Source organism: Bradyrhizobium sp. RDI18 (assembly GCF_043203335.1).
In the GTDB taxonomy this organism is placed as follows: Bacteria; Pseudomonadota; Alphaproteobacteria; order Rhizobiales; family Xanthobacteraceae; genus Bradyrhizobium; species Bradyrhizobium retamae.
In genome coordinates, this window is record NZ_JBICRN010000008.1 from 5,541,446 (window position 1) to 5,559,000 (window position 17,555).

General features: G+C 61.6%; 12 protein-coding genes and 1 pseudogene. 7 read left to right on the forward strand and 6 right to left on the reverse strand.

Features of this window, described 5'->3' with window-relative positions; all coding sequences use genetic code 11:
* Positions 1-47: 47 nt before the first annotated feature.
* The 3 genes and pseudogenes from ACFXS9_RS35880 to ACFXS9_RS35890 all read left to right on the forward strand — a co-directional run bounded on the left by ACFXS9_RS35880 (position 48) and on the right by ACFXS9_RS35890 (position 4,826).
* Positions 48-3,157, forward strand: a pseudogene (locus tag ACFXS9_RS35880) (efflux RND transporter permease subunit).
* 15 nt (positions 3,158-3,172) lie between these two features.
* Complete coding sequence (locus ACFXS9_RS35885; protein ID WP_392697611.1) at positions 3,173-3,787, forward strand: TetR/AcrR family transcriptional regulator; 615 nt, start codon at positions 3,173-3,175, stop codon at positions 3,785-3,787.
* 436 nt (positions 3,788-4,223) lie between these two features.
* Positions 4,224-4,826: an IS3 family transposase gene (locus ACFXS9_RS35890; RefSeq protein WP_392697613.1), complete on the forward strand. Its 603-nt coding sequence runs from the start codon at positions 4,224-4,226 to the stop codon at positions 4,824-4,826.
* A gap of 360 nt (positions 4,827-5,186) precedes the next feature.
* Here ACFXS9_RS35890 and ACFXS9_RS35895 read toward each other — a convergent pair whose 3' ends face one another.
* On the reverse strand, positions 5,187-5,840 hold the full coding sequence (locus tag ACFXS9_RS35895) for a hydrolase (protein WP_392697616.1): 654 nt from the start codon (positions 5,838-5,840) through the stop codon (positions 5,187-5,189).
* A 155-nt stretch (positions 5,841-5,995) separates the two neighbouring features.
* Between ACFXS9_RS35895 and ACFXS9_RS35900 the strand changes: the two genes are divergently transcribed.
* From ACFXS9_RS35900 to ACFXS9_RS35910, 3 genes are all read left to right on the forward strand, one after another.
* A complete protein-coding gene (locus ACFXS9_RS35900) occupies positions 5,996-6,889 on the forward strand; it encodes a LysR family transcriptional regulator (RefSeq protein WP_392697619.1) in 894 nt (297 codons plus the stop codon).
* Between the two features lie 382 nt (positions 6,890-7,271).
* Complete coding sequence (locus ACFXS9_RS35905) at positions 7,272-8,207, forward strand: pirin family protein (RefSeq protein WP_392697622.1); 936 nt, start codon at positions 7,272-7,274, stop codon at positions 8,205-8,207.
* 471 nt (positions 8,208-8,678) lie between these two features.
* On the forward strand, positions 8,679-9,791 hold the full coding sequence (locus ACFXS9_RS35910) for a TRAP transporter substrate-binding protein (protein ID WP_392697624.1): 1,113 nt from the start codon (positions 8,679-8,681) through the stop codon (positions 9,789-9,791).
* Between the two features lie 61 nt (positions 9,792-9,852).
* Here ACFXS9_RS35910 and ACFXS9_RS35915 read toward each other — a convergent pair whose 3' ends face one another.
* The 4 genes from ACFXS9_RS35915 to ACFXS9_RS35930 form a co-directional block, all read right to left on the reverse strand.
* Complete coding sequence (locus ACFXS9_RS35915) at positions 9,853-11,388, reverse strand: TRAP transporter large permease subunit (RefSeq protein WP_392697627.1); 1,536 nt, start codon at positions 11,386-11,388, stop codon at positions 9,853-9,855.
* Positions 11,389-11,394: 6 nt separating this feature from the next.
* Positions 11,395-11,946: a TRAP transporter small permease subunit gene (locus ACFXS9_RS35920; protein ID WP_392697630.1), complete on the reverse strand. Its 552-nt coding sequence runs from the start codon at positions 11,944-11,946 to the stop codon at positions 11,395-11,397.
* Between the two features lie 296 nt (positions 11,947-12,242).
* Positions 12,243-12,881: a 2-dehydro-3-deoxy-6-phosphogalactonate aldolase gene (locus ACFXS9_RS35925; RefSeq protein ID WP_392697633.1), complete on the reverse strand. Its 639-nt coding sequence runs from the start codon at positions 12,879-12,881 to the stop codon at positions 12,243-12,245.
* Between the two features lie 12 nt (positions 12,882-12,893).
* Positions 12,894-13,805 (reverse strand): 2-dehydro-3-deoxygalactonokinase, encoded by a 912-nt coding sequence (locus tag ACFXS9_RS35930; protein WP_392697636.1) that lies wholly within the window; start codon positions 13,803-13,805, stop codon positions 12,894-12,896.
* Between the two features lie 218 nt (positions 13,806-14,023).
* Here ACFXS9_RS35930 and ACFXS9_RS35935 point away from each other — a divergent pair, with 218 nt between their 5' ends.
* Positions 14,024-15,016: a Bug family tripartite tricarboxylate transporter substrate binding protein gene (locus ACFXS9_RS35935; protein WP_392697638.1), complete on the forward strand. Its 993-nt coding sequence runs from the start codon at positions 14,024-14,026 to the stop codon at positions 15,014-15,016.
* A gap of 45 nt (positions 15,017-15,061) precedes the next feature.
* Here the strand turns inward: ACFXS9_RS35935 and ACFXS9_RS35940 are convergent, their stop codons facing one another.
* A complete protein-coding gene (locus ACFXS9_RS35940; protein WP_392697641.1) occupies positions 15,062-17,467 on the reverse strand; it encodes a VCBS domain-containing protein in 2,406 nt (801 codons plus the stop codon).
* Positions 17,468-17,555 lie beyond the last annotated feature (88 nt).

The following is a 17,555-nucleotide window of genomic DNA, read 5'->3' on the forward strand; positions in this document are numbered from 1 at the left end:
GGCGCGAACGTCAGGACGAACGTCGAGGAAATAGGAGTGGCCAAGTGATGAATTTCAATCTTTCCGCGATCGCCGTTCGTGAACGGGCCGTTACCCTGTTCTTCATCATCCTGCTGGCGGCCGCAGGCGCCTACGCCTTTCTCATGCTCGGGCGGGCGGAGGACCCGTCCTTCACCATCAAGACCCTGACGGTCACGACGGTATGGCCAGGCGCGACGGCGCGCGAGATGCAGGATCAGGTCGCCGAACCGCTGGAGAAGCGGATTCAGGAGCTGACCTGGTACGACCGGGTGGAGACGACCACACGGCCAGGTTATGCGTACATGACGGTTACGCTGAAGGACAGCACACCGCCATCCAGTGTGCAGGAGGAGTTCTACCAGGCCCGCAAGAAGCTTGGGGATGAAGCGCGCAAGCTGCCCCCGGTGTGCTCGGCCCGTTCGTCAACGACGAATATTCGGACGTGAGCTTCGCCCTTTATGCCCTCAAGGCGAAGGGCATGCCGATGCGTGAACTCGCCAGGCAAGCCGAGACCATTCGCCAGGACCTCCTGCACGTGCCCGGCGTCAAGAAGATCAACATCCTCGGTGAACGTCCCGAACAGATATTCATCGAGTTCTCCTATGCCAAACTGGCAACGCTTGGCGTGTCGGCACAGGACATCGTTGCCGCCTTGCAGCGGCAGAACACCGTCACACCGGCAGGCTCGATCGACACCAAGGGGCCGCAGGTCTTCATCCGGGTCGACGGCGCCTTTGACAGCGTCCAGGCGATCGCCGACACCCCGATCGCCGCTGCGGGGCGGACGCTAAAGCTCTCCGACATCGCCGAGGTCCGCCGCGGCTACGAGGATCCTCCCACCTACCTCATCCGACACCAGGGTGAGCCCACGATCATGCTCGCGGCGGTTATGCAGGAGGGCTGGGATGGCCTCGCGCTCGGCAAGGCGCTGGAGGAGAGGTCCGCAGCTATCGCCCGGACGCTGCCGCTCGGGATGAGTCTGGCCAAGGTCAGCGACCAGGCCGTCAACATCACCTCGGCGGTCGACGAATTCATGATGAAGTTCGCGATGGCGCTCGGCGTGGTGCTGCTGGTGAGCCTGCTCAGCCTCGGCTGGCGCGTCGGCATCGTCGTGGCGGCTGCCGTGCCTCTGACACTTGCCGTCGTGTTCCTCATCATGCTGGAAACCGGCCGGTTCTTCGACCGCATCACGCTGGGCGCCCTCATCCTGGCGCTTGGTCTTCTCGTGGACGACGCCATTATCGCCATCGAGGTGATGGTGGTGAAAATGGAAGAGGGCATGGACCGCATCAAGGCGGCGGCCTACGCGTGGAGCCACACCGCGGCGCCGATGCTGTCGGGCACGCTCGTGACAGTCGCCGGGTTCCTGCCGGTGGGCTTCGCGCGCTCGACGGCCGGCGAATACGCCGGCAACATCTTCTGGGTCGTGGGGTTCGCCCTCATCGTCTCCTGGATCGTCGCGGTGGTCTTCACGCCCTACCTTGGCGTCAAGATGCTGCCCGCGATCAAGCCGGTCGAAGGTGGTCACCACGCGATTTACGGCACACCGAACTATCGGCGCCTGCGAGGGCTCATCACCTTCGCCGTGCGCCACAAGTTCGTAACCAGCGGCATCGTCGCGATCGCTTTCGCGCTTTCCGTCGTCGGCATGGGCTCCCTCAAGCAGCAGTTCTTCCCGACGTCCGACCGCCCCGAAGTGCTGGTGGAGGTTCGCCTGCCGGAAGGCACCAGCATTGAGACGACGACCGCTACAGTCGAGAAGCTCGAACACTGGCTGGGCCACCAGTCGGAGGCCAAGATCGTCACGAGCTATGTCGGCCAGGGCGCTCCCCGCTTCTTCTTCGCGATGGCGCCGGAGCTGCCTGATCCGGCCTTCGCCAAGATCGTCGTGCTTACGCCGGATGAGCAGGCGCGCGAGGCTTTGAAGCACCGGCTCCGCCAGGCGGTGTCAGATGGGCTTGCACCTGAGGCCAATGTGCGGGTCACTCAGCTAGTGTTCGGACCCTACACGCCGTTCCCGGTCGAGTTTCGGGTGATGGGACCTGATCCCGCGCAATTGTACGCTATCTCTGAAAAAGCGCTCGACATCATGCGTGGCGTTGGCGATGTGCGGCAAGCGAACCGCGATTGGGGCAATCGCACACCCGTGCTCCGCTTCATCCCGGATCAGGATCGACTGAACCTCATCGGCCTCTCGCCAGCGGAGGTGGGCCGGCAACTCCAGTTCCTCCTTACCGGCATCCCCGTTACGCAGGTCCGCGAGGACATCCGCAATGTCCCCATCGTGGCACGCAGCGCCGGCGGCGAGCGGCTGGATCCGGCGCGTCTGGCGGATTTCTCACTGATGAGCCGGGACGGCCGCCCGATTCCGCTCGACCAGATCGGCCATTCGGAAATCCGTCTGGAAGAGCCGATCATGAAGCGCCGCGATCGCACACCCGTCGTCACGATTCGCTCGGATATCAATGAGGCGACCCAGCCTCCAGAGGTTTCCAAGGAGATCAGGACGGCCCTTCAGCCACTGATCGCATCCCTTCCGGCCGGCTATCGCATCGAGTTGGGCGGATCGATCGAGGAGGCAACCAAGGCCAATGACGCGTTGGCGACGGTCTTTCCCGCCATGATCGCCGCCATGCTGATCGTCATCATGCTGCAGGTGCGATCCTTCTCGACGATGGCCATGGTCATGCTGACGGCTCCGCTTGGCCTGGTCGGCGTCGTGCCGGTGTTGCTCGCCTTCAACCAGCCCTTCGGATTTAATGCCATTTTGGGCCTGATCGGACTGGCCGGCATCCTGATGCGCAACACGCTGATCCTGACCGAACAAATCAAGGAGAACCGTGCTGCCGGCCTTGATGATTATCACGCCGTCATCGAGGCCACGGTGCAACGCACGAGGCCCGTGATCCTGACCGCGCTTGCCGCCGTACTGGCCTTCATCCCTCTCACCCATTCCGTCTTCTGGGGATCGATGGCCTACACGCTGATCGGCGGCACGGCGGTCGGCACGGTGCTGATCCTGCTGTTCTTGCCCGCGCTTTATGCCGCGTGGTTCCGGATCAAGCCGACTGCAGATGAGATCCATGAGGATTCGACGGAGGAACCGGAATTGCGAACAGCAATGGCTGCCGAGTAGGGCTCTGTCATATCCATGAATCGTCCGGTCCGAATGGGAGTTGATTCCGACGAGGCGCGGGAGCGCATCCTGAAGGTGGCGGAGGAGCACTTTCGCCGCATCGGTTACCATAAGACGTCGGTGGCCGACATCGCCTCCGAACTCGGCATGAGCCCGGCGAATGTCTACCGCTTCTTTCCCTCCAGGGATGCGATCAACAAGTCGATCTGCGGGCGGGTCTTGAACGAGGTTTCTGACGTCGCCGTTGCGATCGCACGCACGAACGCGCCGGCCATGGAGAAACTCGATCAGCTCCTGACCGCCGTTCACCGCCACAACAAGATGACGCTGGTCAAGGAAGGGCACATGCACGACCTGATTGTCGCCGCCATGCAGGAGAACTGGGCGATCATCAAGGCGCACATCGAACGAATGGTGACGATCTTCGAGGCGATCATACGCGAGGGCATCGAAGCCGGAGAGTTCGAGGTCGAAGATGCCGCGGAAGCCGCGCGGGCCGTCAAATCCGCCTTCACGCCGTTCTTCCATCCGATTCTGATCGAGCACTGCGTTCGACACGGCGAAGATACCGAAGCAGACCTGCGCGACCAGATTCGCTTTATCCTGAAAGCTCTCTGCAGGTCTGGCTAAACAGGATGCTGTATTCAGGCCTGAAGTGTTCGCCCGCCGCTGAGTAAATCCAGTTACGCTGCCCGTCCATAAGAAAACAGGGGCTCTGGCGATGTAGCGGACGCCTGCTACTCTGTCTCACTAATTCTAGCGCCATCCTACACAGAGACTTGAGGCGCAAGCGGGCGCACGGATGAGCCAATTACTGGTAACGACGACCGTAGGTGCCCACGTGCTGAGATGAAAAACAGCTTGTACATCAATGGGGATTGACTGACCTCTCTCCGCCAGCCGGCTTTCCCACAATTGCCCACCATTTCCACAAGCACACGGATTTGCAAAACTTTTGGCGGATAGCCTTATCGGGGCTTCCCACGCGGTCTTGCCTAATCCCGGGTATCCCGGGTCGGTAATACATTCGGCTTCATAAATTCCTCAATGAGTGACAAGGCAGAAGATGGCTACGAAAGTTCAACCGTACGGCTTGATGAAAAAGGTTCGCGACATACTGCCCGGATCAATCGTCGTGCTTCCGACGAGTACGGGCAATGCAGTAGCTCCTGATCAGATCTGGGTCGCGGACATCACCTACGTCCATCTCGCCAAGACCTTCGCCTATCTCGCGGTCATCCTCGACGCCTTCTCGCGCAAGGCGGTTGGCTGGGCCTTCGAGAACACGCTCGATGCCTCACTCGCGATCGCGGCATTGGACAGGGCAATCGAAGCCCGCAAGCCGCAGCGCGGCAGCCTGATCCACCACTCCGATCGCGGCGTGCAATACGCCTCGATCGCCTATCGCCAAATATTGGCGGATCGTGACATCACGATCAGCATGAGCAGGCCGGGCAACCCGTTCGACAACGCCAAGGCTGAGAGCTTCATGAAGACGCTCAAGGCCGAAGAGGTAAACGGCAAGGCGTTCTCCGACATCAGAGACGCGCGCCGCCGGATCGATAGCTTCATCGCGGACGTCTACAACAAGGAACGCCTGCACTCGGCGCTCGGCTATCAATCACCCCTTGAGTTCGAAGCCGCGTTCGCGCAAAACAAGGCACGATAACCCGTCGTGGCAACCGCACTGTCACCGAGATTATCGGGTCTCACTTGAGGGGTGCAGTCCAGCACTGTCACCGTAATTGAGGTCCGGCTGCAGTCGCGGGAATGATTGAACGGAGTGCTCGACCATGTGCGTCCCGAGCCCACTGAAATCCAACGCTGAAGCAATTCGCTAGGTTGGCCTAAGACACGCTTGGCCTCGGACCTCCACGTGACGAAAGCAGCGCGGCTCGTGGTCGTTGATCATGCCGACCGCGTTCATCCAGGCATGGACGGACTTCTTATTGAGAGGGGTGACGAGGTTCGATAACCGATCCGCTTTTTCGCAACGCGTCGCTCGAAAACCTCGGCACCCCCGCTGAGATCATCCTGCGTTGCTTGGCACCGGCGTGTTAAGCAGCTGCTGCTCCCACAGATACGCGATGCCGCTGCCAGCCGCGTGCTGCCCGAGCACTTCCGTCATCTTGCCCGCTGTTTCGATACGGGCCCAGTCGCGCTGCCACTCGGCTGCCAGCGCCAGCCAGGTCATCATGTTCGCGCCGGCCGCGATCATGCGCTGGATGGCTACCTCGTGGGCCTCGACCGACGTGCCGCCCGACGCGTCGGTGATGACCGTGACATCCCAACCTTCGCCGAGGGCCTGGATCACCGGCATCGCGACGCAGATCTCGGTCCACAGGCCGGCAATGATCAGCTGCTTGCGGCCCGTCGCCTTGACCGCGTCCACAACCTTCCGGTCCTCCCAGGTGTTGATGAACGTCCGGTCGATCACTTCCTGGCCGGGAAAGACATCGGTGATCTGCGGGAAGAGGAGGCCGCCCCGCGCCGCGATCACGCTCGTCAGGATGGTGGGGACGCCGAAGGCCTTGGCGGCCTTCGCCAGAGCCGTCGAATTGTTGACCACCATCTGCGGATCGTGGCTGTTCAGGTTCGCGAGTTGGTAAGGCTGGTGGTCAATCAGAACGAGTACCGAGTCTTCGGGACGAAGAAGCGAAGCAAGGCCATTACGAAAGGTCATGAGTACATCCTCTGCTGCCGGTTGTGAGTGAGATTGGTTCGCCGGGAGACATGCGCCAACTACGACGCTGTCCATGAGGAGGTATTGCCGTTCCCATGTGTGATGCGATAGTGCTCTGTTGTGTCAAGCTGTGTCGCAGAAACAGGAACGCTGAATTGGACATTGAAGAGTTGCGGACATTCGTAGAAGTCGCTGATGCTGGGGGAGTCTCGGCCGCAGCGCGCCGGCTCGGCGTCTCCAAGTCAATCGTCAGTCGGCGACTCTTCCGGCTTGAAGCGGAACTTGGCGTCCAGCTCCTTGCACGAACCACCCGCGGCGCCGCTCTCACAGAAGCCGGGATCACGTTTCGAGACCACGCAGCCAGAGTCAGCGCCGAGATCGACTTGGCCAAGGAAACGATGCTACCCGCCGGTGACCTTCGCGGCCGCCTGCGAATTGCTGTGCCGCTTTCTTTCGGCCCGACGCATTTCGCCCCCGTGCTCGCGGAAATGGCGCGACATCACCCGCACCTCCACATCCATACCTCCTACAGCGATCGCTTCGTTGATCTCATCGCCGAGGGTTTTGATTGTGCGATCCGGGTTGGCTATCTTCAGGACTCTAACCTGATCGCGAGACGCATCGGCCCGATCTACGGGAAGCTCGTCGCGGGCCCGGACTACATCAAAGCGCACGGTTCCCCTGAGACGCCGGAGGAACTCGTCGCCCATGAGGCCCTCATGCAGGGAACCGAAGCCTGGCAACTCATGGACGGCGACAAGATCATCACGGTTAACCCGCAGGGGCGCTTCAAGGCTGACAACGGCATAGCTCTCACCGCCGCCGCAGCAGCAGGACTTGGCATTGCTTGGCTCCCCGATTGTCTTACCCATGAGTATGTGGCCTCCGGCGCGCTTGTCCCGGTCATGACACGCTATCCACCTCCTTCGGCAGGTGCATATGTCGTCCGCCCGCCGAGTCAGCATCCCGCGCGGAAGATACGGGTCCTCACCGAATTGCTGATCGAGTATTTCGAACGGACTCCGCACCTTTGGGGTCTCGACCGCTGAAGCACGAACGGCGCGAAGCCCTATGCCGGCCTCGCGCCAGCCGAGGCGGCTGCGGTCGTGGATCGATCCGTAGCCCCCTCCCGCCAGATCAATTCAGCTCTGCATTGGCAGCTATGGGTCGACCGCGTCCAAAGGACAGCGCTCGACTGTCGCTCTACCGCGAGCCACCGGCCTTAGCGACGTTGCCTGCGCGTTCCACTTTCCACGACACAGCTTAGCGCATTGCGGAGCTAGTTGCGGAGACGGCTACTCACTAGATCGGGCAGTCGTCGGGCCGGTAGCGCTCAGCCCGCTAGCGCGGTGCAGACTAATCGAAACCCGGCATTCGCCTTCGCATCGGTGAGGGGCGAAGCCGCCGGAAGCCTAAGAGAGGATGACGCGTATGAGTTGGAACCCAGCAATCGAACCGGGCTGCCCCGATGAGGTGGGCATCGACGCGATCGAAACCCTCATCGTTCCGCGTGCCCGAGACCTTGGCGGCTTCGAGGTTCGGCGCGCCTTGCCCGCGCCGAAGCGGCAGATGGTCGGGCCGTTCATCTTCTTCGACCAGGCCGGGCCAGCCGAGTTCCTGACCGGCGAAGGCATCGATGTCCGGCCGCACCCGCATATCGGTCTCGGCACCGTCACGTACCTCTATCGCGGCGACTTTCATCACCGGGACAGCATCGGGTCCGACCAGATCATCCGTCCCGGCGCGCTGAACTTGATGGTCGCCGGGCGCGGTGTTTCCCATTCGGAGCGCACGTCCGCAGAGGGTCGAAGCGGCCCGCACAGCGTGCTGGGGATTCAGACTTGGTTAGCGCTGCCCGACAGCCACGAGGACATGGCGCCTATGTTCGAGCATCACGGCAAGGATGTACTGCCGGTGATCGAGGACCATGGTGTCTCGGTTCGGCTCATCCTTGGGAACGCCTACGGCAAGAACGCCCCCGCGACGATGTTCTCGGAGACATTCTACGCCGATGTGAAGCTCGAAGCAGGAAGCCGGCTGCCGATGCCGGACGATCACGAGGACAGAGGCATCTACATCGTCGAGGGCTCGATCTCGGTCGCCGGCCAGGATTTTGAGGCGCCTCAGATGATGGTCTTCCGCCCCGGCGACAGAATCACGGTCGCGGCCGGCGGCCAAGGCGCGCGGCTTATGATCCTCGGCGGCGCCACGCTCAGCGGACCACGTTATATCTGGTGGAATTTCGTCGCCTCGTCCCAGGAGCGCATCGAGGTCGCGAAGGCCGAATGGCGCGCGCAGAACTGGGGCAAGGGACGCTTCGATCTCCCGGTCGATGACCGGGATGAGCACATCCCCCTTCCGGATTGACCGGCGCCGGCAAGGGGACGCCAATTTGCCGTTCGCTAGTCGCTCGATAACACTGCGTCGATGACGGCCCGTAGGGCGGGACAGGCCTTCGTCGAAGGCGAAATCCCATTTTCCGGCCGTTGCTCAAGCGGTGGGTTTTGGTCTAGGAAGGTCGAAAATGCTTGATATTTCAATGGGGATTGACTGACACTCTCTCCGCCAGCCGGCCCATCCATTCGGACAGCTTCGCCGCTGCCCGGAAGGCCCATTTTGCCATCGCAAGCGGCTGTCTAGCCTAATCACCAACCGGGGTGGCCGGACGGCTGTTTTAACGGCCCGCGGGTTCATCTTATTGGAGGCTAACGAACTCCAGAGAGCCGCACTGGCTGACAGCACCTTACCGCTGTAGGCTGTTCGTGTGGTGGTCAGCCACTGGGCTCGCCCCCGCACTCTGCCAAAAGGGAGAAAAAGCAAAAGGGAGGGAGACGTCCGATGAAAATGAGTTCGCTTAGAAAAGTCGCTCTGTTCGCAGCAGCCTCCGCCACGTTGGCGTTCGCGGGCACAGCACTCGCCCAACAGCCGCGGGTCCTCAAGATACAATCGGCGGTTCCGCCGTCATCCACTACGCACGATGCTCTCAAGTTTTTTGCCGACCGCGTCGACAAGCTGACCGGCGGCAATCTCAAGATCGAGGCGCTGCCGGGCGGCGCGGTCGTTCCGCCGTTTGAGATCCTGGATGCAACGCACAAGAAGGTGATCGACGGTGCCTATGGCATCTCCTACTGGTGGTACGGCAAGAGCGTCACCGCGACGCTGTTCGCCAATACCCCGGCGGGCATTTTCGGCATGGATGCTGTCGACTTCATTGGATGGGTCTACGAGGGCGGCGGCCTCGATCTGTGGAACGAGTTCTACCAGAAGGAGCTCAAGCTCAATCTGGTGGCATTTCCGAGCATTCCGCCGAGCCCGCAGGCACTCGGCTGGTTCAAGCGTCCGATCAAGGACCTGCCCGACTTCAAGGGAATGAAGTGCCGCCAGACCGGCATTGTCTCCCAGCTCTACGCCAAGATGGGTATGGCGGTTGTCAACATGCCGGGTGGTGAGATCCTGCCCGCCGCAGAGCGCGGCACGATCGATTGTGCCGAGTGGGTCGGCGGAATTGAGGATCAGCGCCTTGGTCTGCATACGGTCTGGAAATACCACTACACACCCGGCATGCATGAGAGTGCCTCTGTCGCTGAGATCGCGATCAACAAGGACGTGTGGGACAGCTTGCCGGATCAGAACAAGGAAGCCATCAAGTCGGCCACATCAGAGACGTTCCTGCGCTGGTGGGCCAGCTTCCAGAGACAAAACGCGGACGCGATCGCAGAGTTTAAGGAGAAGCACGGAGTCAAGCTCCTGACTACACCGCCCGAGGTCAATCAGGCCTTCCTCAAGGCCTGGGATGAGTTTGCCGCGGCGGCGGAGGTCGCGAAGAACCCGTTCTTCAAGAAAGTCTACGAATCTCAGAAGGCCTATGCCGCCAAGGTCGTGCCTGCCAAGCGCTTCATGTTCCCGCCCTACGCTTTGCAGGCGGACCACTATTGGCCCGTTAAAGAATAAGGACATAGTAGGAAGGGCGGCCTCGGCCGCCCTTCCTGGTATGATAAGCAGCCGGTCGCGCTTACCTGACAAGGTTCGGCAACCACAGTGCGATTTGCGGGAACAACAGCAGCAGCGCCAGAACTACGACCTGAATCACCATGTAGTCGGACATGCCCCGGTAAATCGTGCTCAAGCTCCATTGCGGAACGACGTTCCGCAGGTAGTACGCCGACATTGCAACGGGCGGGCTCAAGTACGACGTCTGCATATTGACGGCGGTCAGTGCGCCAAACCAGATCAGCAGGTCGAGCTTGTTCAAGCCGAACTGAAGCTTTTCGACCACCGGCAAAACGATCGGAAGAAAGACCAGGATGATCACGGGCCATTCAAACGGCCAGCCGAGGACGAAAAAGATCACCATGATCAACGCCAGCTTCCACCAGTCGCTCAACGGAAGGGCGAGCAGATAGTTGGTAATCAAGTTCGCCGTACCCAGCTTGGTGAAGACAGCGCCGAACACCGTTGAGGCCACCGCCAGAAACAGCACCATGGCCGAGGTCACCATCGTGCCGATGGCCGCATTGGTGATCGATTGCATGCTGAGCCGGCCGTAAAAGAGTGCAAGGAGGACAGCGCCGAAAGCTCCGCACGAGGCTGCCTCGGTCGGCGTGGCGATTCCACCGACGATGGTTCCCAGGGTAAATCCAATCAGCGCGCTCAAAGGCGCAACGCCGAGCATGACGGCGCGGAAGTAGGCGTTCCGGAAGTAGGGGTAAGCCGTCAGAATCGCTAGCACCGAAGCGACGACCGACAGGCTAAACGGTCCGATCGTAAACGACAGACGCGGCACACGCGCTTGGCTCAACAACAAATCGAGCAGCAAATACGCCAATGCGACCAAGCACGCGAGGCCCAATCCGACCACAGGAGCGCCTACCTTTTCCGTGGTCATCGCGTCATAGGTGGCTGTGCGCTCCTCCATGGTCATGGCTGGACCGAGCTTCGGATTGATCAAGCTGCGGACGAGCGTATAGGCAATATAGGAGCCAGCGAGCAGAAAGCCCGGGCCGAACGCCGCTGAATAAAGAAGATTGACGGGCACGCCCATGACCGGGCCCATGACTACCAGCATTACGCTCGGAGGGACCAGAATGCCGAGCGTACCGCCGGCGGCGATTGCACCCGCTGACAGCCGCGCGTCATAGCCGGTTTTGATCATCATCGATCCGGCCATGATGCCGAGCACGGTCACCGCGGCGCCCACGATGCCGGTCGCCATCGCAAAAATAGTCGCCGTTAGAACTACGGCCAAATACAGCGATCCGCGCACCGGCGCGAGAACGCTGCGCAAAGCCACGAACAGCCGCTCCATGAGTCCGGCCTGTTCGGTCATGTAACCCATGAAGATGAACAGCGGCACGGCGGGAAAGATCTCGTCTTTCATCGTGCCCCAGATCTGCAGGTAGCCGAGATTGAAAGTCTGTTCCCACCCGAGGCCAATGCCACCAAAAACAAGGGCGAGAAACAGCAGCGTGAAGGAAATCGGGAAACCGATGAAAATGACGAAGACCATACCGACGAGCATGGCAAGTCCGAGAGCTTCGGCGGCGGTCATGGTTGTTCAGACCTCGATCTTCTCGTGTTTGGCCAAGAATGCGCCGGTTCGCCAAGCCCAGAGGCTCTTCATCAACTCCGAGATGCCTTGCAAGAACAGCATGAAGGCCGTCAGCGGAATAACCCCGCGCAGCGGCCACAGGACCGGCGTCCACGCGCCGGAGCTTCCGCGTTCGTTGATCGAGAGCGAGTACAGGAAATCGTCTATCGAGAGGAAGAACAGCACGACCATTGTCGGCAAGAAGAACAGCAGGAACGCCAGGCTGTCGATCATGCCTTTCGTGCGATCCGAGAATGTTTCCCACAGTACATCAGTGCGGATGTGAGCGCCCTTCAGGAGCGCCAACGCCGAGCCCAGCATGAACAAGGTCGCGTAGGACATCGTCGTCACATCGAGGGCCCAGATCGTCGGATCCCCCAGGACGTAGCGGGCAAAAACCTCGACCACATTGGCGCAAATCAGGGGAATGATCGAGAGGACGAAGAGATACCCGGTCAATTCCGTGAACTTGTCGATGCTACGGATGATGGCCAAATAGCTGCGGGGTGGCATGGGCATTGGCGGAGCAGAAATGTTGGCCATTGCTGTATGCCCAGACGGCGCCCGGCATTGGACTTTCCCATAAGAGTAGACCGTCCAATGCGACCCACCGCTCCTCTCAAATGATCCCGATGTTAGCTTAGCGGCCGTCTGCGTACCAGCGGATGAATGGCCGCGGCGATCCGGTCAGGATTGCGATGCACAATCCGAAGGCGACATACAGATAAACAGAAGTCCCTGCTGGTTAGGCGCCCGCAGGGGCCGCGCCATAGCTGCGAGGCAGCGATGGCGGGCGGGGACCGACTCTCGCTGATCTACGCCACCTGTTGAACAGCCATGTCGTACGCCTCGATCGTCGCCTTGGCGCGTGTGGCCACTTCTGCCGCCGTCATGCCGGGCTTGTAGAGGCTGCTGCCGAGGCCGAATGCCAGAATGCCGGCCCGCGTGTAATCCGCGAAGTTCTTGTCGGAGACGCCACCCACGGCGGCGATCATCAGGTTTGGGGGAAGCACGGCGCGGATGGCGGTGATGCCTGCCGCGCCAAGCACGCTCGCGGGAAAGAATTTGAGGCTTGAGGCGCCAGCCTTGGCGGCAAGCAGCGCCTCCGTTGGACTAAAGACGCCGGGCATCGTGACCATGCCGCGTGCCCGGGCGCCGGCAATGATTTCGGGATCGACGTTGGGAGTTACGAGAAGCCGGCCGCCAACATCGTGGAGCCGCTCGACAGCTTCCAGCGTCAAGACCGTGCCAGCCCCAACCAGGATTTCGGCGGGCGCCTTCCTGACGGCGATCTCGATGGAGCGGAATGGCTCCGGCGAGTTGAGCGGGATCTCGATCGCCGTCATGCCGCCGTCGATCAGCACGCTGACGATATCCTGCGCCTCCTCGGGCCTCACGCCGCGCAGGATCGCGACCAGCGGACGCTTCATCGGGGGAAATGGGACAACGCTCATTCGTCTGATCCTTCATACGTTCCAAATCGAGTGAGCGGCCATCGCAAGACCGCGACGGACCGCATCCTCGGCACCGATTGATCGGACAGGTACGGAAGCCGTGTCAAACGCCAACTGGTAAAGCATCTGGAGCCTCCCCGACGCCACCAGCGTGATGCCTGCCTTGGGAGCTTCGGCGAGCCCCGCCGCCAATTCAAGACCAATGAGCGTGCCCGATATTTTTTCGCGGGCCGAGGATGGCGTGCCGCCGTAGAGGAGCTGACCCGATCTCACCTGGAACAATAGATTGGCAGCGAACGCTGGCGCCTCAATGGCGGCAACGACCGCTGACTTGAATGCGTCGACATCTTCGGCTTCATCGGCGCCGGCCACCGCGTGAGACAGGATCGTTTCGCGCGACACGGCGTCGAACAGCTCGCCCGTCATGAACGTGGCGAAGCGCACGACGGCGCCGCCACTCGCCCTGACCCATTTCGAATGGGTACCCGGCATACAGACAAGCGCGTCGTCGGCCGCGTCGACGCCCAAGGCGCCGAGCAACTGTGTCTCCTCGCCCCGCATGACATCCGGCGCCTTGGGGTCTCGTTGCGCTATTCCCGGGAGGATGCGGATGTCACGGTCCTGTCCCGGCACCGCCACGGCCTGCTTCAGGATCGATGCAAGCGGCGCCGGCGTCTCGACATATCCGGCCTCGACCCAACCCTGCCGGGCGCCGGCCATGCCGCAGATGACAACGGGCAGCCCATCCGCGGCGCCGACGGCTTCCAGATGCGATCGCAGCACGGTTGCGAAGCCGAGCTTGCCTGCCACCATCATGCCCTCGTGGCTGCGCCGCTCCCCCAGCACGTTGCCGGTCCGGTCGACCAGCCAAAGCCGGAAACTGCTCGTGCCCCAATCGACCGCAACATATGCAGCCTCGCTCATTTCAAAATCCGTCCCGATGCTATCTGCGCCCCGAAGACATGGTATCACGCCGATCTGCCGGCGAGCTACGTTCGCTTTCCATTTGATTTGCGGAAGCGCAATCAGCATGATCCGAGGTCATGCGAAGCCGGGCCGGTCAGCGGGTGGCTTTGCCAAGGAGCACACGTCCGCGATAACGCGGCATGACAACAAGAACAAGAATTCGGGAGAACGCCGTCGTGATCAATTTTCGCTTCAGACGCGCAATTGCGGGGCTTGGCCTGCTGATTGCGGCGCTCGCGCCGCAGGCGCACGCGCAATCCTCCGCCAAGACGGTAACGCTGGTGGTGCCCTTTGCGGCCGGCGGCGGCACCGACACTGTCGCGCGTCTGATCGGTGAGCGGATGTCGCGCACGCTCGGCCAGACCGTCATTATCGAGAACGTGGTCGGAGGCGGCAGCACGCTGGCCAATGATCGCGTGGCCCGATCGGCGCCTGACGGCACCACGATCCTCATCAATCACGTCGCGCTGCTTGCGGCGCCCAGCCTGTTCACCAACCTTCGCTACGATACCAAAACGGCGTTCGAGGCGGTCGGCCTCGTCAACAACGCGCCAATGGTTCTGATTGGCCGCAAGTCGATCCCCGGCGCGGGACCGAAGGACTTTGTGGACTGGATCAAGGCGCAACGCGACAAGGCGAACTTCGCGCATGGCGGCCTCGGGACCAACAGCCATTTGTGCGCCGTGATGATGGGCAATGTGCTCGGCTTCAAGCCCACAGTCGCGGCCTATCGCGGATCGGCGCCGGCGATCTCCGATCTGCTGGCAGGGCAGATCGATCTTTTGTGGGATCAGGTGACCAACGCGCTGCCGCAGATCCAGGCCGGAACGTTGCACGGCATCGCCATTACCTCGCCGGAACGACTTGAACAGTTGAAGGACGTGCCGACCACCGCCGAGCTTGGCATGCCCGAGGTCAGCTACTCGATGTGGCATGGACTCTACGTCGCGAAGGGCACGCCCAGGGAAACCATTGGCGCGCTGAATTCAGCGCTTCGTGCAGCACTGGCCGACCCGACGCTGCTGGAGAAGCTGAAACAGCTCGGAACCCTGCCGTTTCCCGAAAGCGAGCTGACGCCGGAGGCGCACGCGCGCCTGTTCGCCAGCGATCTGACGCGGGTGGCCAAGCTCGTTGAAAGCTCGGGAATCAAAGCGAGCGAAGCGAAGTAGGGCGTGCGGCGTGGAACGGCTGCGCTGGAATCCGGCGCAGCTCCGTCACACGATCAGATCGTGCGGCGCTTGGGTAGTGACAGCGATACCCGGTTGGTTCCAACTGAAACCGTCGGACCATTGTGCAGACAGTTCGATCGTTTGGGCTGTCTCTGTTGTCGCCGGCGCTCCACTGGTTGCTGAAGCGTTTTCGTTGGAGCTGATCGATGCCGGGATGTCGTCTGCGACGACATCCGAAGCTCTGAGGTCGGACATACTTTCCTTGAAATGGAACGTGTCGTCGGCGCCGTTGATGGTGATTGTTACCACCTGCGCGGTGCCGTCGATGGCGGTCACTGTGAAGGTATCGGTCAACTTGTCGCAGTCGTCGAGCGCCTGCACTTCGCAATTGGCGTTGTCAAGCTCGTAGGTCCAGACGCCATCCGCCGTCATTGTGAAGGTGCCATAGCCGGCATCGCTCGCCATCGGAGAGCACACTGCCGTGAAGGTGTTAGGCGTGTTGTCGACGTCGGTATCGGTGAGCGTGCCGGTGGCGAACGGCGTACCGTATGTGCAAGCGCCAGCTTCGGTTACTGAGCCGGTCGTGGCGCCACAAATGACGGCGGCGTCGTTGGCGCCGTTGATGGTGATCGTCACCACCTGCGGGGTGCCGTCGATGGTGGTCACTGTAAAGCAGTCGGTTAGCGTGTCGCAATCGTTGAGCGCTTGCACTTCGCAATTGGTGTTATCGAGCGTGTAGGTCCAGACGCCATCCGTCGTCATGGTGAAGGTGCCATAACCGCCATCGCTCGGCTTCGGCGAATCGATCGCCGTAAAGGTGTTGGGAGCGTTGTCGACGTCGGTGTTGGTGAGCGTGCCGGTCGCGGTTGGTTTGCAAGATACCGAATTGGCCACGCCGCCAGCCTCGATGACCGAGCCTTGCTTGGTTCCGCAAATGATGGCGGCGTCGTTGGTTCCGTTTATGGTAATCGTCACCAGTTGCTCGGTGCCGTCCAGGGCGGTCACCTTGAAAGTGTCGGTCAACGTGTCTCCGACATTAAGTGCCTGCACCGCGCAATTGCTGTCGTCGAGCATGTAGGTCCACACGCCGTCCGGCGTTATCGTGAAGGTGCCATAGCCGGCGTCGCTGGCCGTCGGGCAATTGACCGCCGTAAAACCGGACGCGTTGTCGACGTCGGTAGCGGTGAGCGTGCCGGTCGCGGTCGGCAGATCGCAGTTGGTGCCGCCGTCCTCGGTCACGGAGCCGGTCGTGGTGCCGGAAATGACTGCTGCGTCGTTGGTGCCGTTGATGGTGACTGTCACGACCTGGGGGGTGCCGTCGATCGTGGTCACCGTGAAGGAGTCGGTCAATTTATCGCCGACATTGAGTGCCTGCACCGCGCCGTTGGAGTCGTTGACCGTGTAAGTCCATACGCCGGCCGCCGTCATCGTGAAGGTGCCAAAGCCCTGCGCGCTCGTGGTCGGAGTGTCAACCGTCGTAAAAGTATTGGGCGCGTCATCGACGTCGGCGCTGGTGAGCGTCCCGGTGGCGCTCAGCGTGGCGAGCGCGACGTTGGCGACGCCGCCGGCCTCGATAGCCGTGCCATCGGTGGCGCCGGAGATGATGGCCGCGTCGTTGCTGCCGTTGATGGCGATCGTAAAGGGTTGATTGGCCGAGAGCGTGCCGTCGGACACGGTGACCATGAAGTCCGTGGTGGTGGGCTCGGTCAGCGCATTGATCGCGTTATTGTCCGGAACGAACGTATAGGCGCCGGTCGTGCTGTCGACGTAAAGCGTGCCGTAGGGACCAGCGTTCGATACATCGTACGTCACCCCGTCGATTACGGTGCTGCCGGGGGTTCCCCCGCTGATGCCGAAGGTCAGCGTCGCGTCGCCGTTGGGGCTGCTGGCAAGGAAAGTGCCGCTTGTCGCGGTGAACACGTCAAAGACCGTGGTGTCGATTTCGGTCGGCCCGACCACCGCATTCAGCGTCGGTGGCGTCGGCTGCGGAGGCGGCAGTTGTCCGATAATCATCTCCGGGGCCGATGCGAGGATCACCGCGGGCAAAGCAGGCAAATCCTGCGGCGGGGAAGAATCATCAATCTGAATGAAATTGATCGGTTGCACCGGTAGCCGCTCAAGGGAAGGAGGCGTGCTCGATCCCGTCGACCCCAGTCCCTTCTCGTAGATGGCGAGCGCCTCCTGCTGGGCCGCCTGCAGTTCAGCCATTCGCGCAGCGGAGTTTGTGCTCTGACTGACGCTGATCGTGGACCCTTGCGAACGCAGGATGATGGTCTGTCCGGGATCCTCAACGAGGATATGTCGAGGGATCACATCCTTGGTGACCAGTTCGAATGAGCCGTGCTCGAGGTCCTTGTATGTGATGTTGCCGTCGTCCAGGAGCGTGACGTTCGGATCGGCGGCCCGGGCCTCCTTCACAAGCGAGAAGGTCAGTGCCGTGAGCCACAGCATGCCGAACCTGCCGGCATGAGCCCGACTTTGCGGATCGCTGACCGCCACTCGAGCGGCGGTGCGGGTCACATGGCTGACGGGGCCGGAA